The 18,871-nt window shown below is 64.7% G+C and carries 22 protein-coding genes; 3 read left to right on the top strand and 19 right to left on the bottom strand.

What is annotated here, in order from left to right:
• Position 1: 1 nt before the first annotated feature.
• The 9 genes from M2S36_RS22230 to ubiE form a co-directional block, all read right to left on the bottom strand.
• Entirely contained in the window at positions 2–709 is a 708-nt protein-coding gene (locus tag M2S36_RS22230) for a 16S rRNA (uracil(1498)-N(3))-methyltransferase (protein ID WP_207828445.1), read from the bottom strand.
• The gene (gene tatC, locus M2S36_RS22235; RefSeq protein WP_013974546.1) at positions 706–1,494 is read right to left on the bottom strand and encodes a twin-arginine translocase subunit TatC; all 789 of its coding nucleotides are present in this window, start codon (positions 1,492–1,494) and stop codon (positions 706–708) included. Before tatC ends, M2S36_RS22230 begins: the two co-directional genes overlap by 4 nt.
• On the bottom strand, positions 1,491–1,868 hold the full coding sequence (gene tatB, locus M2S36_RS22240) for a Sec-independent protein translocase protein TatB (RefSeq protein WP_207828454.1): 378 nt from the start codon (positions 1,866–1,868) through the stop codon (positions 1,491–1,493). The genes tatC and tatB overlap by 4 nt, the downstream gene beginning before the upstream one ends.
• Positions 1,869–1,871: 3 nt before the next feature.
• Positions 1,872–2,144 (bottom strand): twin-arginine translocase TatA/TatE family subunit, encoded by a 273-nt coding sequence (locus M2S36_RS22245; RefSeq protein WP_003259853.1) that lies wholly within the window; start codon positions 2,142–2,144, stop codon positions 1,872–1,874.
• 154 nt (positions 2,145–2,298) lie between these two features.
• Entirely contained in the window at positions 2,299–2,634 is a 336-nt protein-coding gene (locus M2S36_RS22250) for a phosphoribosyl-ATP diphosphatase (protein WP_207828456.1), read from the bottom strand.
• Position 2,635: 1 nt separating this feature from the next.
• Positions 2,636–3,028: a phosphoribosyl-AMP cyclohydrolase gene (gene hisI, locus M2S36_RS22255; RefSeq protein WP_013974544.1), complete on the bottom strand. Its 393-nt coding sequence runs from the start codon at positions 3,026–3,028 to the stop codon at positions 2,636–2,638.
• Positions 3,029–3,100: 72 nt separating this feature from the next.
• Positions 3,101–4,720 carry a ubiquinone biosynthesis regulatory protein kinase UbiB gene (ubiB, locus tag M2S36_RS22260; protein ID WP_233687314.1) on the bottom strand — a complete coding sequence of 540 codons (1,620 nt, stop codon included), beginning with the start codon at positions 4,718–4,720 and terminating at the stop codon, positions 3,101–3,103.
• Positions 4,717–5,340, bottom strand: a complete 624-nt coding sequence (locus tag M2S36_RS22265) for a ubiquinone biosynthesis accessory factor UbiJ (RefSeq protein WP_233687315.1) — start codon at positions 5,338–5,340, stop codon at positions 4,717–4,719. Before M2S36_RS22265 ends, ubiB begins: the two co-directional genes overlap by 4 nt.
• Positions 5,340–6,110 carry a bifunctional demethylmenaquinone methyltransferase/2-methoxy-6-polyprenyl-1,4-benzoquinol methylase UbiE gene (ubiE, locus tag M2S36_RS22270; protein ID WP_013974541.1) on the bottom strand — a complete coding sequence of 257 codons (771 nt, stop codon included), beginning with the start codon at positions 6,108–6,110 and terminating at the stop codon, positions 5,340–5,342. Before ubiE ends, M2S36_RS22265 begins: the two co-directional genes overlap by 1 nt.
• 124 nt (positions 6,111–6,234) lie before the next feature.
• Here ubiE and M2S36_RS22275 point away from each other — a divergent pair, with 124 nt between their 5' ends.
• The 3 genes from M2S36_RS22275 (at position 6,235) to M2S36_RS22285 (ending at position 7,852) form a co-directional block, all read left to right on the top strand.
• Entirely contained in the window at positions 6,235–6,510 is a 276-nt protein-coding gene (locus M2S36_RS22275) for a polyhydroxyalkanoic acid system family protein (RefSeq protein ID WP_015272091.1), read from the top strand.
• A 123-nt stretch (positions 6,511–6,633) separates the two neighbouring features.
• Positions 6,634–7,053, top strand: coding sequence for a phasin family protein (locus tag M2S36_RS22280; protein ID WP_023663112.1), 420 nt, complete (start codon positions 6,634–6,636; stop codon positions 7,051–7,053).
• Between the two features lie 10 nt (positions 7,054–7,063).
• Complete coding sequence (locus M2S36_RS22285) at positions 7,064–7,852, top strand: phasin family protein (protein WP_207828474.1); 789 nt, start codon at positions 7,064–7,066, stop codon at positions 7,850–7,852.
• 130 nt (positions 7,853–7,982) lie between these two features.
• Here M2S36_RS22285 and M2S36_RS22290 read toward each other — a convergent pair whose 3' ends face one another.
• From M2S36_RS22290 to pyrR, 10 genes are all read right to left on the bottom strand, one after another.
• Positions 7,983–8,597 carry a TetR/AcrR family transcriptional regulator gene (locus tag M2S36_RS22290; RefSeq protein ID WP_063912008.1) on the bottom strand — a complete coding sequence of 205 codons (615 nt, stop codon included), beginning with the start codon at positions 8,595–8,597 and terminating at the stop codon, positions 7,983–7,985.
• A 13-nt stretch (positions 8,598–8,610) separates the two neighbouring features.
• Positions 8,611–10,293 carry a class II poly(R)-hydroxyalkanoic acid synthase gene (phaC, locus tag M2S36_RS22295; protein ID WP_207828477.1) on the bottom strand — a complete coding sequence of 561 codons (1,683 nt, stop codon included), beginning with the start codon at positions 10,291–10,293 and terminating at the stop codon, positions 8,611–8,613.
• Between the two features lie 158 nt (positions 10,294–10,451).
• Positions 10,452–11,303: a poly(3-hydroxyalkanoate) depolymerase gene (phaZ, locus tag M2S36_RS22300; protein ID WP_085587802.1), complete on the bottom strand. Its 852-nt coding sequence runs from the start codon at positions 11,301–11,303 to the stop codon at positions 10,452–10,454.
• A 61-nt stretch (positions 11,304–11,364) separates the two neighbouring features.
• The gene (gene phaC, locus M2S36_RS22305) at positions 11,365–13,044 is read right to left on the bottom strand and encodes a class II poly(R)-hydroxyalkanoic acid synthase (RefSeq protein WP_087499673.1); all 1,680 of its coding nucleotides are present in this window, start codon (positions 13,042–13,044) and stop codon (positions 11,365–11,367) included.
• Between the two features lie 269 nt (positions 13,045–13,313).
• Positions 13,314–13,691 carry a gamma-butyrobetaine hydroxylase-like domain-containing protein gene (locus tag M2S36_RS22310; RefSeq protein WP_207828480.1) on the bottom strand — a complete coding sequence of 126 codons (378 nt, stop codon included), beginning with the start codon at positions 13,689–13,691 and terminating at the stop codon, positions 13,314–13,316.
• Between the two features lie 163 nt (positions 13,692–13,854).
• Entirely contained in the window at positions 13,855–15,198 is a 1,344-nt protein-coding gene (gene hslU / locus M2S36_RS22315) for an ATP-dependent protease ATPase subunit HslU (protein WP_015272084.1), read from the bottom strand.
• 76 nt (positions 15,199–15,274) lie between these two features.
• On the bottom strand, positions 15,275–15,805 hold the full coding sequence (hslV, locus tag M2S36_RS22320) for an ATP-dependent protease subunit HslV (RefSeq protein ID WP_207828483.1): 531 nt from the start codon (positions 15,803–15,805) through the stop codon (positions 15,275–15,277).
• Positions 15,806–16,050: 245 nt separating this feature from the next.
• Complete coding sequence (locus M2S36_RS22325) at positions 16,051–17,322, bottom strand: dihydroorotase (RefSeq protein WP_207828492.1); 1,272 nt, start codon at positions 17,320–17,322, stop codon at positions 16,051–16,053.
• The gene (locus tag M2S36_RS22330) at positions 17,319–18,323 is read right to left on the bottom strand and encodes an aspartate carbamoyltransferase catalytic subunit (RefSeq protein WP_046613439.1); all 1,005 of its coding nucleotides are present in this window, start codon (positions 18,321–18,323) and stop codon (positions 17,319–17,321) included. Before M2S36_RS22330 ends, M2S36_RS22325 begins: the two co-directional genes overlap by 4 nt.
• A 12-nt stretch (positions 18,324–18,335) precedes the next feature.
• Entirely contained in the window at positions 18,336–18,854 is a 519-nt protein-coding gene (gene pyrR, locus M2S36_RS22335; RefSeq protein WP_063912001.1) for a bifunctional pyr operon transcriptional regulator/uracil phosphoribosyltransferase PyrR, read from the bottom strand.
• Positions 18,855–18,871 lie beyond the last annotated feature (17 nt).

Raw genomic sequence — 18,871 nt, forward strand, 5'->3', positions numbered from 1 at the left:
GTCAGAAAATGCGCGAAAGCAGCGCCGTTACAGCAGTCTCGACCCGCAGGATACGCTCGCCCAGTTGCACCGGTGCCAGGCCTGCCTTGCCCAGCAGGTCGACCTCATAGGGGATCCAGCCACCCTCGGGACCTATGGCCAGGGTCACGGCTTGCTCCACTGCGCGCGGGCAGGCGGGGTAGGGGCCGGGGTGGCCGACCAGGCCCAGGGTGCCTGCGGCGATGGCGGGCAGGCGGTCTTCGACGAAGGGCTTGAAGCGCTTCTCGATGATCACCTCGGGCAGCACGGTGTCGCGCGCCTGTTCCAGGCCGAGGATGAGATTTTCACGAATGCTGTCCGGGTGCAGGAAGGGGGTTTGCCAGAAGCTTTTCTCGACCTTGTAGCTGTTCACCAGGATCAGCCGCGACACGCCGAGGGTGGCCACGGTCTGGAACAGCCGGCGCAGCATCTTCGGCCGGGGTACGGCGAGCACAAGGGTCAGCGGCAGCTTGGCCGGTGGCTGCTGGTCAAAGGCGACTTCCAGTTCGGCTTCGTGCTTTTCCAGGCGCAGCACCGTGGCCTTGCCCATCAGGCCGTTGATACGGCCCACGCGCAGGTTGTCGCCCACCGCCACGCGGTGGATGTCCTGCATGTGGGTGAAGCGCCGGTCAGCGAGAACGACGCGGTCGGCCGAGACGAAGTCGGCCTCTTCAAGGAGCAACAGGTTCACGGTTGGGTCGCTGGTGGCTGGTCGTTGTGGTCGTTGGCGGTTTCATCGTGGGCGCTGCGCTTGCGAATCAGGCTGCCGCACAGCACGCCGATCTCGAACAGCAGCCACATGGGTACGGCCAGCAGGGTCTGGGAGAAGATGTCCGGTGGGGTAAGGACCATGCCGACCACGAAGCAGCCGATGATCACGTAGGGGCGAATCTTCTTCAGGTACTTCACGTCGACCACGCCGATCCATACCAGCAGCACCACCGCCACCGGGATTTCGAAGGCCACGCCAAAGGCGAAGAACAGCGTCATCACGAAGTCGAGGTAGCTGGCGATGTCGGTCATCATCGACACGCCTTCCGGCGTGGCGCTGGCGAAGAAGCCGAAGATCAGCGGGAACACCAGGAAATAGGCGAAGGCCATGCCGGCGTAGAACAGGAATATGCTCGACACCAGCAGTGGAATGGCGATGCGCTTTTCATGGCGGTACAGCCCGGGCGCGATGAAGCCCCAGATCTGCTGGAGGATGAACGGAATCGCCAGAAACAGCGAGACGATCATGGTCAGCTTGAACGGCGTGAGGAACGGCGAGGCCACGTCGGTGGCGATCATCGTCGCATTGGCCGGCAGGTGCTCGCGCAGCGGCGCGGAGACCAGGGTGTAGATCTGCTGGGCAAAGGAGAACAGCCCGGCAAAGATCAGGAAAATGACGGCAACGCAGCGCAACAGGCGAGTGCGCAGTTCGGTCAGGTGCGAAACCAGCGGCATTGGCTGGTCGTGTTCCGGATTCTCGCTCATGGGGCTCGCGGCGGTTGAGGCGGTTCAGAAGGCGTGGCCGGGGTGGCAGCTGTTTCGGCTGGCCTGGCTTCGAGCCCGGCGGGGGGCTGCACGGTGGCGGTGGTGACGGGCGGCTGCGCCGGTGGCGTCATCGGGTTGAGGATGCGCTTGGCTTCCTCTTCCATCTGCAGGATGTGCTCGTTGTGCAGCTGGCGGCGGATTTCGTCGGCGCCGATTTCGCGCTCCACTTCCATCTTGATGCTGTTGAAGCTGCGCTTGAGCCGGCCGATCCACAGGCCTGCCGTGCGCGCGGCACCGGGCAGGCGCTCGGGGCCGAGCACCAGCAGGGCGACCAGGCCGACGAGCAGCAGCTCGCTGAAACTGATGCCGAACATGGGTCAGTCTTTCCGCTGCGGCTCTTGGACCGGCTGGGCCTGGCCTTCGATGGTGTGGCCCTGGTTCTGCTGGGCAGTGTTCTGCACCGGTGGAACGGGTTGGGCTGGCGGCGGGGTCTGCTCGGCCGGCTTGTTCTCTTCATCGCTCATGGCCTTGCGAAAGCCCTTGATCGACTCGCCCAGGTCGCTGCCGAAGTTCTTCAGCTTCTTGGTGCCGAACACCAGGACCACGACCACCAGCAGGACGATCCAGTGTTTCCAGTCAAAGATACCCATTTCGTACTCCTGAAAAATGTGTGTACAGCAAATCGATCCGGCAACACGGCCCCTGTGGGAGCGGGCATGCCCGCGAACACCGGCGTAGCCGGTGCCATGCACCGCGGCGCATTCTTCGCGGGCACGCCCGCTCCCACAGGCGCCCGAAAATACGTCAGGCCGAAGGCTGGCGTGCGGCCTTCTCGTCATGCCCGGAAAGCCCGAAACGGCGTTCCAGCTCGTCAAGCACGGCCTGCGGATGCTGGCCCAGCGCGCTGAGCATTACCAGGCTATGAAACCACAGGTCGGCGGTTTCGTAGATGACATCGCTGTAATCCTTGCTGACTGCAGCATCCTTGGCGGCAATGATCGTCTCGACCGACTCTTCGCCGAGCTTTTCGAGGATCTTGTTCAGGCCCTTGTGGTACAGGCTGGCCACGTAGGAGCTGTCGGGCGCCGCTTGCTTGCGTTCTTCAAGCACTGCGGCCAGGCGGTTGAGGGTGTCGCTCATGTCAGTGTCCTGCGCTGTAGATGGCATCCGGGTCTTTCAGGACCGGGTCGACGGTTTTCCACTGGCCGTCCTCGAAGACGCGGTAGAAGCAGCTTTCACGGCCGGTATGGCAGGCGATATGGCCCAGTTGCTCGACCATCAGGATGATCACGTCGGCATCGCAGTCCAGGCGCATTTCATGCAGCTTCTGCACATGCCCGGATTCCTCGCCCTTGCGCCACAGCTTGCCACGCGAACGCGACCAGTAGATGGCGCGCTGCTCGGCGGCGGTCAGGGCCAGCGATTCGCGGTTCATCCAGGCCATCATCAGCACGCGTCCGGTCTTGTGGTCCTGGGCGATCGCCGGTACCAGGCCTTCGCTGTTCCACTTGATCTCGTCCAGCCAGTCTTTCATCGTCGACTCCAAAGCGGGCCCGCTCCTGTGCCGGGCCCTTTGCGCTAGTGTGCCAGCCATGGGCGCGGCTGGCTATTGGCGCACGATCAGGTAAAGGCCAGCAGCCAGCATCAGCCAGGCCGGCCAGGCGGCAGGGGCGGCCAGGCTGGCGGCTGCGGCGGCGCCAGCGGCCAGGACCGCGCCTCCGCCGAGCAGGCCGGCGCCGAGCAGGCGCAGCGCCCAGCGGTCGCCCTGGCGGCGCCGCTCCGGCAGTTGCGGATCGTGCAGGTGCGGTTGCGACAGGCGTTCGAGCAGGTCGCGGGCCATGTCGGCCAGGTGCGGCAGTTGCTCGACCTGGCTGTGGATGTTGCCGAGCACGGCCTTGGGGCTCATGCGGTCGCGCATCCAGCGCTCGAGGAATGGCTTGGCGGTGCTCCACAGGTCCAGGTCGGGGTACAGCTGGCGGCCCAGGCCTTCGATGTTGAGCAGGGTCTTCTGCAGCAGGACCAGTTGCGGCTGCACTTCCATGTTGAAGCGCCGGGCGGTCTGGAACAGGCGCATCAGCACCTGGCCGAAGGAAATATCCTTTAACGGTTTTTCGAAGATCGGCTCGCACACGGTGCGGATTGCCGCTTCGAACTCGTTGACCTTGGTGTGTGCCGGCACCCAGCCCGAGTCGATGTGCAACTGGGCGACGCGGCGGTAGTCACGCTTGAAGAAAGCGATCAGGTTGCGCGCCAGGTAGTCCTGGTCCTCGGCGGTCAGGCTGCCGACGATGCCGCAGTCGATGGCGATGTACTGCGGGCTCCACGGTTTGACCGTGCTGACGAAGATGTTGCCGGGGTGCATGTCGGCATGGAAGAAACTGTCGCGGAACACCTGGGTGAAGAACACCTCCACGCCCCGTTCGGCCAGCAGCTTCATGTCGGTGCGCTGGTCGGCCAAGGTGGCCATGTCGGTCACCGGCACGCCGTAGATACGCTCCATCACCAGTACCTTGGGGCGGCACAGGTCCCAGTACACCTGGGGCACATACATCAGCTCGGAGCCTTCGAAGTTGCGCCGCAGCTGGCTGGCGTTGGCCGCTTCGCGCAGCAGGTCGAGCTCGTCGTAGATGGTTTTTTCGTAGTCGCCGACGATTTCCACCGGGTGCAGGCGGCGGGCGTCGGCCGAAGCGCGTTCGGCGGCCTTGGCAATCAGGAACAGCCAGGCCAGGTCCTGGGCGATCACCGGCTTCAGGCCCGGGCGTACCACCTTGACCACCACTTCCTCGCCACTTTTCAGGCGCGCAGCGTGCACCTGGGCCACCGAGGCCGAGGCCAGCGGCTCGACGTCGAAGCGGCTGAACAGTTGCGTCACCGGGGCGCCCAGCTGTGCCTCGATCAGCGCCACGGCCTGCTTGGGGTCGAACGGCGGTACGCGGTCCTGCAGCAGCATCAGCTCATCGGCAATGTCGTTGGGCAGCAGGTCACGGCGGGTGGACAACAACTGGCCGAACTTGATGAAGATCGGCCCCAGGTCCTGCAGGGCCAGGCGCAGGCGCGCGCCACGGCTGAGCTCGTTCGGCTTGCGCGGCAGCCAGCGCCATGGCATCAGCAGGCGCAGGCTCATCAGCCACCAGGGCAGCGGCAGGTCGAACAGCAGGTCATCGAGACGGTAGCGGATCACCACACGCTGGATGCGAAAAAGACGGCGGACGGCGAGCAGCTTCATGCGTTATCGCTGGTATCAAGGGATCGGGAGAGGCGCTTGAGGCGCGCCTCGAGGCGTTCTGTATCGAGCTTCAGGGCATCGAGCTCGCTGAAGGCGGCTTCGGCTTCGCGCTTGCCAACCAAGGTTCGGGACTCTTCGGCCAGGTACTCGGAAAGGTTCTGGCTGAAGCGCGCCAGGCCCTGGCGGGTCCAGCGTGCGCGCAGGCGGATGTGGCCGGCCAGCAGCGCCGTGGCGACCGGGCCGAGCCAGCGTTGCAGCTCGTGCTCCCAGTCAAGCTCCAGGTCCTGCAGCACACCGAACAGGTCGAGCAGCACGGCGCTGTCGCCATGCAGCTCGACCTGCGGGCTGTGCAGCACGGCGGTCTTGTCCTTGGCCAGGGCCAGTTGTGCCAGGCTGCCGGCCGGGGCGCGCAGGCTGCAATCGACCTCGCCTTGCCAATGGCCGGCGAGCATCAAGCCTTGTTCATCGGGCAGGATGAACACCTGCAGGGCCGGCTGGCGGCAGTCGATCTCGATGACCTTGCCGTCCAGCGCGGCCAGCCGCGGCAGGGCCGTGCTGTCCATGCGCAGGACCCGGTTCAGGCCATGTTCGACGCTGGCGAGCAGCCCGGCCAGCAGCATCAGGGCTTGATCCCCCGGTGCACGGCGACGATGCCGCTGGTCATGTTGTGGTAGGTGACACGGTCGAAACCGGCCTCGACCATCATGGCTTTCAGGGTTTCCTGATCGGGGTGCATGCGGATCGATTCGGCGAGGTAACGGTAGCTTTCCGAATCGTTGGTGATCAGCTTGCCGGCCAGTGGCATGAAGGCGAACGAGTAGGCGTCGTAGGCCTTGGACATCAGCTTGTTGGTCGGCTTGGAGAACTCCAGCACCAGCAGGCGACCGCCCGGCTTGAGCACGCGCAGCATCGAGCGGATGGCTTCGTCCTTGTGGGTGACGTTGCGCAGGCCGAAGGCAATGGTCACGCAGTCGAAGTGGTTGTCCGGGAATGGCAGCTTCTCGGCGTCGGCCTGGACGAACTCGATGTTGCCGGCCACGCCACGGTCGAGCAGGCGGTCACGGCCGACCTTGAGCATCGACTCGTTGATGTCGGCCAGCACGACCTGACCGGTCGGGCCGACCAGCCGCGAGAACTTGGCGGCCAGGTCGCCGGTACCGCCGGCAATGTCCAGTACCCGGTTGCCGGCGCGTACGCCCGACAGCTCGATGGTGAAGCGCTTCCACAGGCGGTGCATGCCGCCGGAAAGCACGTCGTTCATCAGGTCGTACTTGGCCGCCACCGAGTGGAACACCTCGGCGACTTTCTTCGCCTTCTGGCTTTCAGGGACGTCCTGGTAACCGAAATGGGTGGTGGGTTCGGCGTGGTCGCCTTTGCGCTGGTCGTTCATATCGCTTCACCGGAAAAAATTACCGCCATTCTAGGGCGAACGGGCGGATTTGTCTTGGCGGGGTGTGCCAGTGGGCAGGGGCGGGCATAATGCCCATTATGTCTTCATCTTCAGGAACACCCGCATGACCCAGATCAGCGTCGAACGCAAACATTCCCTCGGCCGTGATGCCGCCCGTGCCAAGGCCGAAGCGCTGGTCGACAAACTGACTCGCGAATACGACCTCAAGGCCACCTGGAACGGTGACCGGGTCGACGTGGCGCGCAGCGGTGCCAACGGCAGCGTGCACATCTTCGATGACCGCATCCGCGTCGAATTGAAGCTGGGCATGATGCTGTCGATGATGAGCGGCACCATCAAGGGCGAGATCGAGCGGGCGCTGGACAAAGCCCTGGCCTGATCCCTCCCCGGGGCCATGCTCGTTCACCTTAGGGTGAAGATTCTAATTTCCCTCTCTACCTTGTGCTCAAGCCCAACCTCCATGGGCGGTTCCTCCTCCACTCATGAGCATGAGGTACAGAGCATGGCCAAAGTGACAGTGAAGAAAAAGGACGACGCCCCGGGCACGCTGGGCGAGGTGCGCGGCTACGCGCGCAAGATCTGGCTGGCGGGCATCGGCGCCTATGCGCGCGTGGGCCAGGAAGGCTCCGACTACTTCAATGAGCTGGTCAAGGCCGGCGAAGGCGTCGAGAAGCGTGGCAAGAAGCGCATCGACAAAGAGCTCGATGCTGCCAACAACCAGATCGACGAAGCGACCCAGGAGGTCAGCCGCGTACGTGGCAAGGTCGAAGTTCAACTGGACAAGATCGAAAAAGCTTTCGACGCGCGGGTCGGTCGCGCCTTGAATCGCCTGGGCATTCCGTCTAAACATGACGTTGAGGCGTTGTCCATCAAGCTTGAACAGCTGCACGAGCTGCTCGAGCGCGTCGCGCACAAACCATAAGGAGAGCAGGATGGCTGGCAAGAAGAATTCCGAGAAAGAAGGCAGCTCCTGGGTCGGCGGGATCGAGAAGTACTCCCGCAAGATCTGGCTGGCAGGGCTGGGTATCTATTCGAAGATCGACCAGGACGGCCCGAAGCTGTTCGACTCGCTGGTGAAGGATGGCGAGAAGGCCGAGAAGCAGGCGAAGAAGACCGCTGAAGACGTGGCGGAAACCGCCAAGTCGTCGACCACTTCGCGTGTGTCGGGCGTGAAGGACCGTGCGCTGGGCAAGTGGAGCGAACTCGAAGAGGCCTTCGACAAACGCCTGAACAGCGCCATCTCGCGCCTTGGCGTGCCGAGCCGCAACGAGATCAAGGCCCTGCACCAGCAGGTGGACAGCCTGACCAAGCAGATCGAGAAATTGACCGGTGCTTCGGTTACGCCGATTTCGTCGCGCACTGCTGCGGCCAAACCGGCTGCGAGCAAGGCGGCGGCCAAGCCACTGGCCAAGACGGCAGCGGCCAAGCCTGCGGCGAAAACCGCGGCGGCCAAGCCGGCAGCCAAAACTGCTGCGGCAAAACCTGCCACCAAGGCGGCTGCCAAACCTGTAGCAGCCAAACCAGCGGCGAAACCGGCAGCGGCCAAGCCTGCGGCAGCCAAGAAACCTGCGGTGAAGAAAGCACCGGCGAAACCGGCAGCCGCCAAGCCGGCAGCCCCAGCGGCCAGCGCCGCTCCGGTCGCTAGCGCAGCTCCTGCACCAACCGCGGCTCCGGCCAGCAACCCGCCGTCGGCACCGACAGGCACCGGTACCCTGATCTGATACCGCGTCGCCTTCTTCGCGGGTAAACCCGCTCCCACAGGTAGTGCGCCGCTTGTAAGCTCTGCACCGTACCTGTAGGAGCGGGTTCACCCGCGAATGCGTCGGCTGCTGCAATACATTCCTGTCAGGCTTAACCCTCCAGGTAGCGCACCGCCAACTGCTCCGCCGCCCCCCGCGCCTGAGCCTGCAGATGCGGCGCCACCAGCATCATCACCTGGTACACCACAATCCCCACATCCCCCTCGCGCCCCAGTACCCGCTGGTAATCCAGTGAGAACATCAGCGTCAGGGTGATCTGCTCCACCAGTTGCCCCAGCGCCTGGGTATCGCTCTCAACCAGCCCCTGGCCCTTGAGGCTGGCCAGCAATGCCGCCAGCGTGCGCTTGAGCGCGTTGATCAGGCTGCGCATGCCGCGGGCCAGTTTGGGCAGGCGCCCGGTCAGGTTCGACAGGTCCTGGAACAGGAAACGGTACTGCGCCATGCGCTCGACGATCAGGTGCAGGAACAGCCAGTAGTCCTCGGCGTCCAGGCGTACCTCCAGCGGCGGGTCGAGCAAGGGCATCAGCGCTTCTTCAAAGCGCTCGAACAGCCCCAGCACCAACGGCTCCTTGCCGTGGAAGTGGTAGTAAAGGTTGCCGGGGCTGATGCCCAGTTCGTTGGCAATCTCCAGGGTGGATACGTTCGGTTCGCCCTGCTGGTTGAACAGTTGCAGGGCGCATTCGAGGATACGGTCGCGAGTCTTCATCCAGTCGGCATGCTCATCGGGTCAGCACGTAAGTGCCCGGCGCTGGGCCCAGCGGTGGGTAGGTGGTATTGCCCAGCTCGCTGCGCGGTGCCTTGAGCGGGCCGGAGCGCGCGGTGATCCACTCCAGCCACAACGGCCACCAGCTGCCTTCGCTGCGCTTGGCGTCGTGGAACCAGGCGCGCGGGTCGCTGGACAGTTTGGGGTTGGCCAGGTAGTAGGCCTTGGGGTTGCCGGGCGGGTTGATGATGCTCTGGATGTGCCCGCTATTGGCCAGCACGAAGCGCCGGTCGCCCCCCAGCAGCAAGGCCGAGCGGTACACCGCGTCCCACGGGGTGATGTGATCGTTGCTGCCGGCCACGGTGAAGCTGTCCAGCTCGACCTTCTGCAGGTCGATGGGGGTGCCGCATACCTCCAGGCCGGCGGGGTGGGTCAGCGGGTTGTGCTTGAAGAAGTCCAGCAGGTCGCCATGCAGCGCGGCGGGCAGGCGCGTGCTGTCGGCGTTCCAGTACAGGATGTCGAAGGCCGGTGGTGTCTTGCCGAGCAGGTAGTTGTTGACCCAGTAGTTCCAGATCAGGTCGTTGGGCCGCATCCAGGCAAAGATCCGCGCCACCTCGGCGCCATCCAGCACGCCGCGCTGGTAGGAGCGGCGCTTGGCGGCCTCGATGGTTTGCTCGTCGGCGAACAGGCTGGCGGGGCTTTCGAACTTGCTGTCCAGCAGGCTGACCAGGTAGGTGGCGCTGCGCACCCGGCGCAGTTGGTGCTTGGCCTGCAGGTGGCCCTGCAACGCGGCCATGGTTAGGCCGCCGGCGCAGGCGCCCATCAGGTTGGGGTCGCGGTTGCCGCTGATGCTGCGGCAGGCGTTGAGCGCTTCTTCCAGGGCCTGCACATAGCTGGACAGGCCCCACTCGCGGTGGCGCGGGTCGGGGTTGCGCCAGCTGACCATGAATACCTGCAGGCCGCTCTTGAGCATGTACTGGACGAAGCTGTTGGTCGAGCTGAGGTCGAAGATGTAGAACTTGTTGATCTGCGGCGGCACCACCAGCAGTGGCCTGGCGTGCTGCTTTTCGCTCATCGGCTTGTACTGGATCAGTTCCAGCAGCTCGTTGCGGAACACCACGGCGCCGGCGGTCGCGGCCAGGTTGCCGCCTACTTCGAAAGCGCGTTCGTCGACCTGGCGTGGCAGGCCGTCATTGTGGCGCAGATCATCGAGCAGGTGGGCCACGCCGCGTACCAGGCTCAGGCCTCCGCTGTTGAACATCTCCTTGACCGCCAGCGGGTTGAGGAGCGAGTTGCTCGGTGCCAACGCATCGTTGATCAGGTTGAACAGGAAGTGCGCACGGGCGCGGTCATCGTCGTCCAGGTGGCTTTCCTCGATCCACAGGCGGGTCTGCTTCTGCCAGGCCAGGTAGGCCTGCAGGCCACGGCGGTAGAATGGGTTCTGGCTCCATGTAGGGTCGTTGAAGCGTGGATCGCGCGGGTTCGGCTGATACGGTGTGTCACCCAGCATCACCCGGCCCAGCTGGCCGCCCAGAGCCAACAGGTGATGCGCGGTGTGCAGCGGGTGGCGCAAGCTCTGGCGGCTGACATTGCGCAGCGTGGAAATCAGGTCCCGGCCGCGCAGGCCGAGGATGGCGTTCTGCACGTTCATGCTGGTGGCGGGAAGCGTTGGCGTTCCTTTGGCCGGTTTGTCTTTCATGGCAACACTCCCTCGTCCTGACCTGGTGCCTCATGACTAAACATACTTATTGATTTGGCAGGGGCTCTGTGGGAGCGGGTTCACCCGCGAAGCCGGTGCCATGCACCGAGCTGGATTCTTCGCGGGTGAACCCGCTCCCACAGGGCCCCAAATCGCCCTCACACTCCCGAAGCCGGGCGAGGGTGCATGACGGCGCGCTGTCGTTCTTGTTGAAGGAACTTCATGATGATCGGGGCGACGGCCTCGGCCCGGGTGATCAGGAACAGATGGCCGTCGTCGATAATGTGTAGCTGGGCATTGGGAATTCGCCAGGCCAGCAGGCGCATGTTGATCAGCGGGATCAGCGGGTCGTCGTCGCCGGCCAGCACCAGGGTTGGCTGCTGGATCTTGTGCAGCCAGTGGATGCTGGTCCAGCCAAGCCCGGCGAACAGCTGCCAGTAGTAGCCCATCTTGCCGCCGGAGCGCACCTTGGCGGCATGCTGCATGGCCAGCTCCGGGTCACGCCGGAAGCCGCCGCCATAGATCGTCGGCGCAATGCGGATGACATGCGACGGCTGTACGTAGCGCCGTGGGCTGGCCATCATCCACAGCACCTTGGGCTTGCCCGGCACCATCACCGCACCGGCGGCAGTGGCGGCCAGCACCAGCTTCTTGCAGCGCTCGGGGTAATCGTGGGCGAACTGCTGGGCCAGGGCGCCGCCCCAGGACACGCCGATGACATTGACCTGGCCATAGTCGAGGTAATCGAGCATGCGTGCTGTCAGCTTGGCCAGCCCGGGGAAGCGGTACGGGTGGCGCGGCGTGGACGAGCCGCCGACCCCGGGCACGTCGAAGGCAATGACTTCCAGGTCCGGGTCCAGTGCTTCGATGAACGGAAACACCAGCTCCAGGTTCGCGCCGATGCCGTTGAAGATCAGCAGCGGCGTCAGGTGCGGTTTGCCCGGGCGGACGGCGGTGCGAATGGACTGGTTGTCCAGCTCGACGGTCCTGAAGATATAGGGTTGCGGCATGCACGTGACTCTTGGGTGAAATGAACACCGTGGCACCCCGCAGGGGCCACGGCGCTGCAGCTCAACGCTCGTGAACGTAGGTGCCCGGGGCGGCTTCGCCGGCGGCATAGGCTCGGTTGCCCAGGCGGGTCGGCGCCTTTTTCAGCTCGCCGGCACGCTCGCCCAGCCAGCTTTGCCAGTGCAGCCACCAGGAGTCTGCATGCTTGGTGGCGTTTTCCTGCCAGGCCACCGGGTCACCCGGGCGATCGGCACCGGTCATGAAGCGTGCCTTGGGGTTGCCCGGTGGGTTGAGGATGCTCTGGATATGGCCGCTGTTGGACAGCACGAACTCGATCTTGCCGCCGAACAGGTGTGCCGAGCGATAGCACGACTGCCACGGGGTGATGTGGTCGGCGGTGCCCGCTACGCTGAAGATGTCGCACTGCACTTTTTTCAGGTCGATCGGCGTACCGCACACTTCCAGGGCGTCCGGGCGGGTCAGCGGGTTGCTCTTGAACATTTCGATGAGGTCGCCGTGGAAGGCGGCCGGCAGACGCGTGGTGTCGTTGTTCCAGAACAGGATGTCGAATACCGGCGGCTCGTTGCCGAGCAGGTAGTTGTTGACCCAGTAATTCCAGATCAGGTCGTTGGGGCGCATCCAGGCGAACACCTTGGCCATCTCGCTGCCTTCGAGCACGCCAGCCTGGTACGAGTGACGCTTGGCGGCCTCCAGGGTCTGCTCGTCGACGAACAGCGCGACCTGGTTGTCCATGGTGGTGTCCAGCACGCTGACCAGCAGGGTCAGGGCATGGACCTTGTTCTCGCCAAGGGCGGCATAGTGGCCCACCAACGCCGTGCAGGTGATGCCGCCGGAGCAGGCACCGAGCATGTTCAGGTCTTTGCTGCCGGTAATCGCCAGCACCGCGTCGACTGCTTCCTTGAGTGCATCGATGTAGGTGGACAGGCCCCATTCGCGCTGGGCCTTGGTCGGGTTGCGCCAGCTGATGATGAAGGTCTGCTGCTGCGAGCGCAGGCAGTAGCGCGCCAGGCTCTTTTCCGGGCTCAGGTCGAATACGTAGAACTTGTTGATCTGCGGTGGCACCACCAGCAGCGGGCGGGCATGCACCTGCTCGGTGATGGGGCTGTACTGGATCAGCTCCAGCACATCGTTGCGGTACACCACGGCACCTTCGCTGGTGCCCAGGTTCTTGCCCACCTCGAAGGCGTCCATGTTCACCTGGCTCGGCATGCCGCCGTTGTTGACCAGGTCCTTGGCCAGGTTGGACAGGCCATCGAGCAGGCTCTTGCCGCCGGTTTCGAAGAAGCGTTTGACCGCTGCCGGGTTGGACAGGGTGTTGGTCGGTGCCATGGCCTCGGTCATCAGGTTGATGACGAACTGGCCGCGGCTGATGTCCTGGGGCGACAGGTCGCTGCTGCCGATCCAGTCCTGCAGCTCTTTGCGCCAGGCCAGGTAGGTTTGCAGGTAGCGGCGGTAAAGCGGGTTGTTGCTCCAGGCCGGGTCATTGAAGCGACGGTCGTCGCTTTCCGGGGCAAGGCTGGACTTGCCCAGCAGTACGTTCTTCAGTTCCAGGCCAAAGTGGGCCACATGCTTGGCGCTGTGCAGCGGTTGGCGCACGGCCTGGCGCAGCACGGTGCGTGCCGAGCTCAACAGGTCCTTGCGACGGATACCGATGACCGGGTTCAGCCCCAGGGTGTTTTCCGAGGCCTGCCGCTGCAGCTCATCGTTGTTCTTGTTACTCATCTACGACGCTCCGTTGTCCTGAGACGAGTACCGGTTGCTGTGGCGGGTGCACAGTGCTGAGCCCGGTACTGCTACTCGGGTTACCAGTGATAAGGAACAGCGGTGCTGCGAGGGTTCTGACTACCTGCCATTTGATGCAGGGAACTTGCCACCCCCCATTGGTTACCCGACTTTCATGTAATGCGCAAGACAGCCCGTCACTGGGCTGTCTGTAAGTCATTCAAACAGATGATTTTAGAAAATGCGCTCTAAACCCGGCAGGCCTTGCGCTAGAGCATGAGTTTGACCACCGACTCGGCGGGGTCGCGGGACTTTCCGGCCTTGTGCAGTTCGTCGAGGTACTCGGCCCACAGCTGTTCCTGGCGCAGGCACAGCTGTTCGAGGTATTCCCAGGTGAACAGACCGCTGTCATGGCCGTCGTCGAAGGTCAGTTTCAGTGCATATTGGCCGGCAGGTTCCAGGCCGATGAGGCCGACGTTGATCTTGCCGAACTGCAGGATGGGGTTGCCGTGGCCCTGGACCTCGGCGGAGGGAGAGTGCACGCGCAGGAATTCGGCGGGCAGGTGGTAGACCTCGCCGGGGGCGTAGGTGAGGCTGAGGGTTTTCGAGGCTTTGTGCAGGTTGATGGCGGTGGGCAGGCGGGCCATGGGCGGAATCTCTCGGGAGCTGATGAAGCAAGCTTCCAGCTTATGATGGAGGGATTCAAGGGCCTCTTCGCGGGCACGCCCGCTCCCACAGGATCACCACATGCTTTGGGTCTGTGGTGATCCTGTGGGAGCGGGCGTGCCCGCGAAGCAGTCGACGCCGGTTTTACAGGATGTAACGCGACAGGTCTTCGTTCTGCGCCAGCTCACCCAGGTGGCTGTTCACATACGCCGCGTCGATCTGGATCGGCGCTTCGTCATGGGTGCTGGCCAGGTCGCCAGCGCTGAACGACACCTCTTCGAGCAACCGCTCGAGCAGGGTGTGCAGGCGGCGGGCACCGATGTTCTCGGTCTTCTCGTTGACCTGGTAGGCAATTTCGGCCAGGCGCTTGATGCCGTCGGCGAGGAACTCGATGTTCAGGCCTTCGGTTTTCAGCAGGGCCTGGTACTGCTCGGTCAGTGACGCGTGCGGCTCCTGCAGGATGCGCTCGAAGTCTTCCGGGGTCAGGGCCTTGAGCTCCACGCGGATCGGCAGGCGGCCTTGCAGCTCGGGCACCAGGTCGCTCGGCTTGCTCAGGTGGAACGCACCCGAGGCAATGAACAGGATGTGGTCGGTCTTGACCATGCCCAACTTGGTGTTGACCGTGCAGCCTTCGATCAGCGGCAGCAGGTCGCGCTGCACGCCTTCACGGGACACATCGGCACCACCAACGTTGCCACGCTTGGCAACCTTGTCGATTTCGTCGATGAACACGATGCCGTGCTGCTCGACCGCTTCCAGGGCCTTGGCCTTGAGCTCTTCCTCGTTGACCAGGCGGCTCGCTTCTTCATCGCGAACCATCTTCAGCGCTTCTTTCACCTTCAGCTTGCGCGCCTTGCGCTTGCCTTTGCCCATGTTGGCGAACAGGCTCTGCAGCTGGTTGGTCATTTCTTCCATGCCGGGCGGCGCGGCAATTTCCACGCCCACGGCATCGGCCACTTCGATCTCGATTTCCTTGTCGTCCAGCTGGCCTTCGCGCAGGCGCTTGCGGAACAGCTGGCGGGTGTTGGAGTCGGTGCTGGTCTGCGCGGCTTCCTCGGCGAAGCTGCTTACCCGCGCCTGCGGCAGCAGGGCGTCGAGGATGCGGTCTTCGGCGGCATCTTCAGCGCGGTGGCGCACGCGGATGATTTCTTGCTCACGCAGCATCTTCAGCGCGGCATCGGCCAGGTCGCGGATGATCGACTCGACGTCGCGGCCCACGTAGCCCACTTCGGTGAACTTGGTGGCTTCGACCTTGAGGAACGGCGCATTGGCCAGCTTGGCCAGGCGGCGGGCGATTTCGGTCTTGCCGACGCCGGTAGGGCCGATCATCAGGATGTTCTTCGGTGTCACTTCGGCACGCAGCTCGGCAGGGAGCTGCATGCGCCGCCAGCGGTTGCGCAGGGCAATGGCCACGGCGCGCTTGGCGTCGTCCTGGCCGATGATGTGGCGGTTGAGTTCGTGGACGATCTCGCGGGGGGTCATGGACATGATGAAAATGGTCCTCGGGCGGAATGAATCAGCGTGGAAAAGTCCCATCACCGGGATGGGACGCCAGAACCACTGATCAGTCGGCCAGGTCCTGCTCCTCGATGGTCAGGTTGTGGTTGGTGAACACGCAGATGTCGCCGGCGATGTTCAGGGCGGTCTCGGCGATTTCACGGGCCGAGAGGTCGGTCTTGTCCAGCAGGGCGCGGGCTGCAGCCTGGGCGTAGGCGCCGCCGGAACCCATGGCGATCAGGCCGTCTTCGGGTTCGACCACGTCGCCGTTGCCGGTGATGATCAGGGAGGCGTCCTTGTTGGCTACGGCCAGCATGGCTTCCAGGCGGCTCAGGGAACGGTCGGTACGCCATTCCTTGGCCAGCTCGACGGCGGCACGGACCAGGTGGCCCTGGTGTTTTTCAAGCTGGCCTTCAAAGCGCTCGAACAGGGTGAACGCATCGGCGGTGGCGCCGGCGAAGCCCGCGATGACCTGGCCGTGATACAGGCGGCGCACCTTCTTGGCGTTGCCTTTCATCACGGTGTTGCCGAGGGATACCTGGCCGTCGCCGCCCATGACGACTTTGCCGTTACGGCGGACAGAAACGATGGTGGTCAAGGGGAGAGTCTCCACGCAGCGGGGCGAAAGTGCCTGATGCAGACTCATATGGGGGTGGGGGGAAGGATTTCAACCGTGGGGGATGAATGGTCGGTGCAGGCTCAAGGTTGTACGCGGTCAATGTGGGAGCGGCCTTGCGTGGCGAAAGGGCCGCGCAGCGGCCCCAGGTTCTCGGCATCACGCATAGATTGCTGGGGCCGCTTTGCGGCCCTATCGCGACACAAGGCCGCTCCCACAGGGGGTACTCAGGCCTCGTGGCAGACGTGCCCATCGACCAAGGTATAACGCACTGCACCCGGCAGGCAGTGGCCGATGAACGGGCAGTTCTCGCCGCGCGAGAACCATTGCTCGCCGGCCACGGTCGAGGCTTGCGGGTCGAACAGCACCAGGTCGGCCGCGCCACCCACTTTCAGCTCACCGGCCGGCAGGCGCAGGGCCGCCGCCGGGCCGCTGCTCAGGCGGGCCAGCAGGGTTGGCAGGTCGAGCAGGCCGTCCTGCACCAGGGTCATGGCCAGCGGCAGCAGCAGTTCGACGCTGCTGATGCCCGGCTCGGTGGCGCCGAACGGGGCCAGCTTGGCGTCGCGCTCGTGCGGCTGGTGGTGGCTGGAAATCGCCTGGATCACCCCCGATTTCACTGCCGCACGCAGGCCGTCACGGTCGGCGGTGGTACGCAGCGGTGGTTGCACGTGGTACAGGCTGGAGAATTCACGCAGCGATTCGTCGGTGAGAATCAGCTGGTACAGCGCCACGTCGGCGGTCACCGGCAGGCCAAGCTGCTGGGCCTGCTCGATCAGCCGCGCGCCACGGGCACTGGTGATCTGGGTGAAGTGCGCGCGCACGCCGGTCTGTTCCACCAGCAGCAGGTTGCGCGCCAGGGCCACGGTCTCGGCGGTTTCCGGGATGCCCGGCAGGCCGAGGAAGCTGGCCATGGCACCTTCGTGGGCCAGGCCGCCGTGGGCCAGGTCGCGGTCCTGGGAGTGGAACACCACGGTCAGGTCGAAGGTGGCGGCGTATTCCAGGGCTCGGGCCAGGGTACGGTTGTTGGGGATTTCCTTCAGGCCATTGCCGAAGGCCACGCAGCCGGTGTCGCGCAGGGCCACCAGCTCGGCCAGCTGCTCGCCTTCCAGGCCCTTGGTCAGGGCGCCGATCGGGTAGACCTTGCTGTTGGCGGCCTCGCGGGCGCGGTCAAGGATCAGCTCGGCCACGGCCGAGGTGTCCAGCACCGGCTTGGTCTGCGGCGGGCAGCACAGGCTGGTGACACCGCCGGCGACGGCGGCGCGGGTTTCACTGGCGATATTGCCTTTGCGGCTGTAGCCCGGCTCGCGCAGGGACACACCGAGGTCGACCAGGCCGGGCGCGGCGACCAGACCATCAGCCTGGATCGTGCGGCTGGCGCTGAACCCCGCCGGGGCGGCGCCGATGGCGGCAATGCGGCCGCCGTCCAGGTGCAGGTCGGTGACCTGGTCCAGGCCGCTGTTGGGGTCGATGACCCGGGCGCCGAGAATACTGATGGTCACTGCGCGTTCTCCTGGTCGAATTGACGTTGCGCGTTCTGCCCGCTCATGGCCATGGACAGCACGGCCATGCGCACGGCGATGCCGTAGGTGACCTGGTTGAGGATCACCGAGTGCTTGCCGTCGGCTACCGCCGACTCGATTTCCACGCCACGGTTGATCGGGCCTGGGTGCATGACGATAGCGTCGGGCTTGGCCCCGGCCAGGCGCGCGGTGGTCAGGCCGAACAGGCGGTAGAACTCGCCTTCACTGGGCAGCAGGCCGCCGGCCATGCGCTCACGCTGCAGGCGCAACATGATCACCACGTCGACGTCCTTAAGGCCTTCGGCGAGGTCGGTGTACACCTTCACACCGTATTGCTCGATGCCGATCGGGATCAGGGTTTTCGGGCCGACCACGCGAATGTCCGGGCAGCCCAGCGCTTTGAGTGCCAGCATGTCGGAGCGGGCCACGCGCGAGTGCAGGATGTCGCCGACGATGGCCACCGACAGGTTCTCGAAGCTGCCCTTGTGGCGGCGGATGGTGAGCATGTCGAGCATGCCCTGGGTCGGGTGCGCGTGGCGGCCATCACCGCCGTTGATCACGGCAACTTCCGGGCACACGTGCTCGGCGATGAAGTGCGCGGCCCCGGAGTCGGAGTGGCGCACCACGAACATGTCGGCGGCCATGGCTTCGAGGTTGCGCAAGGTGTCGAACAGGGTCTCGCCCTTGCTGGTCGAGGAGGTCGACACGTTCAGGCTGATCACGTCGGCCGACAGGCGCTGGGCGGCAAGTTCGAAGGTGGTACGGGTACGGGTGGAGTTCTCGAAGAACACGTTGCACACGGTCTTGCCGCGCAGCAACGGGACTTTTTTCACGGCCCGGGCACCGACTTCGAGGAAGGAGTCGGCGGTGTCGAGGATCTCGGTGAGCAGTTCGCGGGGCAAACCGTCGAGCGAGAGGAAGTGGCGCAGCTGGCCCTGATCATTGAGCTGCAGCGGGCGCTTGGCGTCGATTGGCGTCATCGCGGGGGACTCTTAAAGGGCGGAAGCGGAGGCGAGGTCCTGGCGCTCGAGGGCGAGCGGTGCGGGTCCGGTCAATTTTACCCGTTCATGGGCAGCCAGCGACAGGGTGGCGCCGAGCACATTCGGGCGGATCGGCAGTTCGCCGGCATCCAGGTCCAACAGGCAGACCAGGGTGACGCTGGCCGGGCGGCCATAATCGAACAGTTCGTTGAGCGCGGCGCGCACCGTGCGACCACTCATCAGCACGTCATCCACCAGCACCAGGTGCTGGCCCTCGACCTCGAACGGCAGCTCGGACGGACGCACTTGCGGGTGCAGGCCGTTCTGGCTGAAGTCGTCGCGATAGAACGAGACGTCCAGAGTGCCCATGGGGCTGGTGTCGCCCATGGCTTCCTGCAGGGCCTGGGCAACCCAGACACCGCCGGTGCGGATGCCGATGTAACGCGGCTCGGTAATTGCCCGGCGGGCCAGGTGGGCGCGAAGGTCGTCAGCCATCTGCCGGATCAGCTCGGCGGGATTGGGTAGGCTCATTGCGGGCTCCTCGGAAG

It is taken from the genome of Pseudomonas sp. SF2, from assembly GCF_036858055.1.
GTDB lineage: Bacteria > Pseudomonadota > Gammaproteobacteria > Pseudomonadales > Pseudomonadaceae > Aquipseudomonas.